Here is a 4,299-nt window from a genome sequence, read left to right as displayed (position 1 = left end):
TTAAACAAACGCTTAACAGGATTCTTAATAGCTTTAACTTACGTCCTTGACCAAACCCTAGCCCGATTCGGTATTTTACATTTCAGAAAATATGTATTCCTTCCTTTACATATCACTATACTATTATTTCCATATATTGTTCTGGAAGAAGAAAAATCTTAGAAATGGGTTACTTTATTTCCGTAAGAAAACAAAAAAACCGCACTCTAAAAGTGCGGTCTGGGTTCATGGTAGTCAATCTAAGATGCTACCCACTTAACTTTTTACCCCAATTACTCATTTTAAAACTTTTTTCAAAAAAGCAATCCGATGATTTTATTTGCGAATTAAAGAGAGCATCGTAATTTTAATGTTTTCTTTTAATTCCTTCTACATGAAACCATGTGTTATCGTTTCCCTTGACTTTGTTTATAAAACTCATGAAAAAGCTTCATTAGCGCTCTCTTTTCAATCCGTGACACATAACTCCTTGAAATCCCAAGTTCCTTAGCAATTTCACGTTGCGTTCGCTCTTCTAAATTTTCAAGACCAAATCGTCCAACGACAACTTCCTTCTCACGTTCATCAAGGACATGAATATATTCGTAAATTTGCTTCTTTTCCATTTTCATTTGAATGACATCAACAATATCTTCTGAGTCTTCTTGGAGAACATCAATGAGTGAAATTTCATTTCCTTCTATATGTTATCTGTCTTGAAAAACCGAATATAATTTTTGTTAATTCATTTTGAACCAAAGTTCAGTTTCAGAACCTCTTTCCCAAACTAGCAAAGGTTCATCATTTTCGTTGACCATAAATGAAGCCCATCCTTCGTACTCTCCATCAATATATAAATCTGTACTCAGAACAGGTTCAGGAACTACGACAAATGAAAATTCACTATATACAGTCCCTGTTTTTGAAACTGCATCAATGAGTACGCCTCTCACCTGTAGTGGTTCTACTTGTAGATCTAAAGCCTTTACTCTGAATTTAGCTAAGACGTATTTTTTCCCCTCAGAAGCTTCGTCATTGAACATGTTTGCATTTTTAATCATGTCCCAAGCTAAAGATCCGTCAGTAATAGTTTCAACCAATTCAATTTCATATTTTTGGTAACCATAAAGCCAGTCAGTGGTTTCTACGACAAATGTTTCCCCTTTACTAGCAGGGTTGCTGCGAGAATTTGGTTTAAATGAACTATCTAGGGTTCTTGCAAAGAATACAGCAAATTGCGCACGTGTAACAGAATTATTAGGTTTGAATGTCCCGTCATCATACCCGGTTGTAATATTGTTGGCTGCAAGCTTTGAAACATACGAATGCGCCCAGTGGTTCTTTGGGACATCAAAGAATGACTTATTGAATTCTCCTTCTAAACCATATGCATTAACTAAAGCTCTGGCCATATCAGAACGCTTGAGGTGAACTTCTGGTTCAAAAGAGGTGCTTTTAGGAAGGATTCCTTCATCCACCACTGCACTAATTTCCTTGTAAGCCCAGTAACTTGACTTAACGTCATTGAAACCCGGATCCGGTCTTCCCGTTAGATCTAAATCTAAGGCCCTTGAAATCATGACAGCTGCTTGGCTTCTTTTTACGTTATCATTAGGCCCGAAGTTCCCGTTTGCATAACCCCCAATAACTCCTGCACCGCTTAAAAACTCAATTTCGTCAGTTGCCCAAAATTCTGCGCTTACATCAGAAAATTTAGTTTCACCAAACACCATTGATGGAATCAATAAGAATACAAGAAATAGTGCTATGTACTTAAAACTTTTCATTTTATACCTCCCAATATTTAGATTCTATTACATTTTAGCACTTTTATAGATAAAGGAGTAGATTGAGAGAAAATTATCCTTATAGAGTTTTTTTATTGAATAAAGTGCGTGCGCTTAAGCATATCTCCTCTTATTTAGAGGTAAGGCAGAAAGTATATTGGATAACTTCAATAACCTTCGCTGTTTTCTGAAATGACAATAGCAAGCAACGTGCGTTGAATTTAGGCTTAAGACGGTAATAACCCGTTGTGATAGTACTTTTTTATCAGAAAGGTAAATAATTTGTATCCTCTCTTCACTGTTAGCGGCTCTATTTAAAATACTATCCACAAGTTTACGCTCCCTTCAAAACTCTTAATGTTCTTGGTTTTGTAGCTGCCCATTCTATATAACCCTTTTTTAAAAAATTGAACAAAGTGCCCGTGAATAGTCTCAGAGGACTTATAATTTAAAAGCTCGCCAATCTCCCTAGAAGAAGGCGAGTAATTATATTGGTCAATATAGTTTTGTATGCAGTTTAGTACCTTTCTTTGCGCTTGCATTAAGGTCTTCAAAATAATCACCCTTTGCTCTTTTTTTCATTATATACGAACATATATTCTATTTCAAGTTGAAAAGCGAACGTGTATTCTTATATAATTATCAGAAACGAGGTGAAATCATGCGATTAACCGAAGAAGAAAATAGGTTAGTGAGGAATCTTATCTTTTTAGAGTTCACCCGGAAGACAATGGAAGTCGATAAGAAGCACATCGAAGCATCAAAGATGAAAATAAAAGACCCTTATATCGAGACACTGGATAAAGTGATTGTTAAGGTGGGCATTGAGATGAGGGATTTAAAAAGATCCTTACACAAGGAGCAAATTAAAATACACGAGGAGGGACCACGAGAGACGGAGGGTAGCTCTAAGATTTATGTTTACAAAATTACTAAAAAGGGATACGAACAGAGAATGGATTTAGCCTCACATGTTATTAAAAATGCAGTCTTAGGTTTGATACGTAGGTTTTTATGAGAGCCCCAGGCAACTGAGGGCTCTTTTGTATAAATATAAAAGAATAAGCCAAATCTACTAGTTCTGTAATTTTTCGTCTTTCGAAATTCATTAGTTTAGAATGAATTGTTGCTATAAGACAGAATCATAATACTCGTCTTAAATACCGGCTGAGTAGGAGGTGACAATTTAACTGAATTAAGAAAGGGGGACATTTTTGTAAATAAAAGGGTTTTTAATTCTAATATAGAAAGGAGTAGAGACACTTGTTAGAGAATATTTCCGATGACGATTTGTTAGGCGCTTATCAAAAAGCAAAAGAGATGAATCTGGATACTGACTTCATTGAATTGTTAGAAAATGAACTTCTGAACCGAACAGTTGATATTAATCCCGACTAAACAATTTATAGTCAGGCTACTAAGTCTGTTTAATCGGGAAATTTAATTTACATTGTAAGTTAAACTTGGGCGGGAGGGATTAAACTGGATAAAGATTTGGTTTTCGAAAAGTTGCGATTTGATTTTGAGACAAAACTTAAACGAAGTTTAAAAAATACCGAATTAGAACTATTGTTGTGGATGGCAAATAGGGTTGCTGGAAATGTGAGTGTTTAACTTGCATTAAATTACATACTGAGAAGCCCCCACAAGGAGGGGTTTTTTTATTATTTACAGATTGTTCTTTAACCCTCTTACCTCCGCTTCAAATTCAAGCCGCACACAATTTACTACGGTCATATCACCTCTACTAGCTTTTTCCAACCAACTCTTACCGATTGGGTTACGCTACCTTGCATCTATCCGATTTCCAAAAAATTAATCACTGGAGCTAATTCCTACAAATTTATTTGACCGTCTAACAATGTTAAGAGAACATCTAATCAGATACAAAAAATCTGAAAACCTTACACTAGAGAAAAAGAGATGACTTTTGGTACTAGACCTAAGTCGAATGAACACTTATTTTGTCGAATCTATTCCAATAAATAGAATAAGTTGTCATAATAAATTTTAGGAAAATAGGAGGGGTTCAATTTGAGTAAAAAAGAGAAAAAACCTTTAGCAATCGAGACTGCTAAAAGGCTTATAACAATTTATATGAAAGATACAGGTGAATCATATAAGGATATCACACAGGGAACTATTAAAGGTAAACTAGGTAATTTTTATATTTGTATAAATGAACAAGGATTTCGATTGTTTAAACTCTCAGCTAATCAAAAAGAAATTATTCAGGAAGGACAATACCACTGGAATGATTTTGACTCTGTAACAATTGATAAGTTTGCTACAACCACATTATTTAATTTTTCTGGCAAAACCCTTCTTGATTTAAAAATAAATATGCCTAATACTTTCATACAATCTATTAATTCACAAGAACATATTAAAATTGAAATTGTTAGTAGAAAATGGGTCAATAAAATACTTGGTTTTCGTTCTAAAAAAAGATGGAAAATGGTTACTGCTTCAATCTTTTATTCATTTATAGCACTTATGTTTATAGGTATCGCAAACTCAGAGCCTAGTACTG

4 protein-coding genes and 2 pseudogenes are annotated in these 4,299 nt (G+C 34.4%); 3 read left to right on the top strand and 3 right to left on the bottom strand.

Annotation, left to right across the window (positions count from 1 at the left end; translation table 11 throughout):
• Window positions 1-386: 386 nt before the first annotated feature.
• The 3 genes and pseudogenes from CEF19_RS14445 to CEF19_RS14430 all read right to left on the bottom strand — a co-directional run.
• Window positions 387-680, bottom strand: a pseudogene (locus CEF19_RS14445) (sigma-70 family RNA polymerase sigma factor); the annotation flags it as partial.
• A gap of 39 nt (window positions 681-719) precedes the next feature.
• A complete protein-coding gene (locus CEF19_RS14440) occupies window positions 720-1,766 on the bottom strand; it encodes an S-layer homology domain-containing protein (protein WP_100406697.1) in 1,047 nt (348 codons plus the stop codon).
• Window positions 1,767-2,080: 314 nt separating this feature from the next.
• On the bottom strand, window positions 2,081-2,308 hold the full coding sequence (locus CEF19_RS14430) for a LexA family protein (protein ID WP_100408320.1): 228 nt from the start codon (window positions 2,306-2,308) through the stop codon (window positions 2,081-2,083).
• A gap of 119 nt (window positions 2,309-2,427) precedes the next feature.
• On the opposite strand from CEF19_RS14430, the gene CEF19_RS14425 reads away from it, so the two are divergent.
• The 3 genes and pseudogenes from CEF19_RS14425 to CEF19_RS14415 all read left to right on the top strand — a co-directional run.
• The gene (locus CEF19_RS14425) at window positions 2,428-2,784 is read left to right on the top strand and encodes a YhjD family protein (protein WP_100406695.1); all 357 of its coding nucleotides are present in this window, start codon (window positions 2,428-2,430) and stop codon (window positions 2,782-2,784) included.
• 245 nt (window positions 2,785-3,029) lie between these two features.
• The gene (gene sda / locus CEF19_RS14420; protein WP_100406694.1) at window positions 3,030-3,164 is read left to right on the top strand and encodes a sporulation histidine kinase inhibitor Sda; all 135 of its coding nucleotides are present in this window, start codon (window positions 3,030-3,032) and stop codon (window positions 3,162-3,164) included.
• A 636-nt stretch (window positions 3,165-3,800) separates the two neighbouring features.
• Window positions 3,801-4,299: pseudogene (locus tag CEF19_RS14415) on the top strand (hypothetical protein); the annotation flags it as partial.

Source organism: Bacillus solitudinis, assembly GCF_002797395.1.
GTDB classification, from domain to species: Bacteria; Bacillota; Bacilli; order Bacillales; family Bacillaceae_D; genus Halalkalibacter_A; species Halalkalibacter_A solitudinis.
The sequence above is the reverse complement of the archived record's forward strand: the minus strand, read 5'-3'. Positions and strand labels throughout refer to the sequence as shown.